General features: G+C 70.1%; 2 protein-coding genes. One reads left to right on the top strand and one right to left on the bottom strand.

Translation table 11 applies throughout. The features are described from left to right. Positions 1-431 (top strand): dirigent protein (locus GL263_RS27115; RefSeq protein ID WP_182858372.1); only part of this gene is annotated, 431 nt, incomplete at its 5' end. A gap of 13 nt (positions 432-444) precedes the next feature. On the opposite strand, the gene GL263_RS27110 is transcribed toward GL263_RS27115, so the two are convergent. Continuing rightward, complete coding sequence (locus tag GL263_RS27110; protein ID WP_182858371.1) at positions 445-981, bottom strand: hypothetical protein; 537 nt, start codon at positions 979-981, stop codon at positions 445-447. Positions 982-1,077 lie beyond the last annotated feature (96 nt).

Here is a 1,077-nt window from a genome sequence, read left to right as displayed (position 1 = left end):
CCACGCCACAGACCGAGAAGCCCGAGAAGCAGTCCTCCTCCGGCAAGGGCCGCACCCTCCGTCTGGAGGCGCACCTGCTGGTCGGCGAGGAACTGGACCTGGGAGCGCCCGGCCGCAGCGTCGGCGACCAGTTCGTCTTCAGCGGCAACCTGTCCAAGACCCGGGACCCGGACCGGGTCGTCGGCCGCTTCAGCGGTTTCTGCGTCATCGCCGACCTCGAACGCAACGCCGGTCCCTGCACGCTCACCGCGGTCCTCGACGGCGGACAGATCTCGGTCCAGGGCGAGCAGCGGGGGATCCCGACCCCCGCCCGGGTGTCGAACGCGATCACCGGCGGCACCGGCACGTTCCGCGCCGCGCGAGGCGAGATGACACTCGAAGCCCGGACGGCCGCGACCTGGTCCCTGACCTTCCACCTCACCGGCCACTGAGCTCCGCGCGGCGTCAGCCCTCGTCGACGCCCGAAAGGGCTTCGCTGACCAGCCGGACGGCGAAGTCCGGGTCGTCGGTCATGCGGTTGATGTGCTCCGCGAGCAGGAAGGTCGTCGCCTCGAGGGGGGTCATCTCCGCCTCGGTCCACTCCCCGTACTGCTCCCGCCACAGGTTCGGGCTCAGCCCGACCGCCGCCGCGACGACCAGGCCGGCCATCATCGGAACGGCCTCCGGACGCACGCTCTTCGGCATCATCCGCAACGACGCCACGAGGTTCGGCACCACACACTCGATCACGTCCTCGCCGTGGTCCTCGTGCGCCAGCCGCAGCCAGGCCATGAACGTGTAGATGAGCGTGCACGTGCCCTCCAGCACGTCGTTCGCCCCCTCGGGACCCAGCGACGCGATGAACTGCTGCGTCAACGCCCGCTGTTCGGGATCCGACCCGGACCCGCCGTCGCGCACGCTCTTCAGCCGCGAGTCCACCAGCAGGAGCGCCGCGCCCACATCACCGACGGAAGCGTGCTGGGGATCAAAGGGCGATGACACAGGAACACTCCTCATGCGGTCGCGAACCGGGCAGCACTGCCTCGCCCCACGCTAGAACCCGGCCACGCCGCAATCCCCCGTTTCCCCACTCTCACC

This window comes from Streptomyces durbertensis, from assembly GCF_014156695.1.
GTDB lineage: Bacteria > Actinomycetota > Actinomycetes > Streptomycetales > Streptomycetaceae > Streptomyces > Streptomyces durbertensis.
The sequence above is the reverse complement of the archived record's forward strand: the minus strand, read 5'-3'. Positions and strand labels throughout refer to the sequence as shown.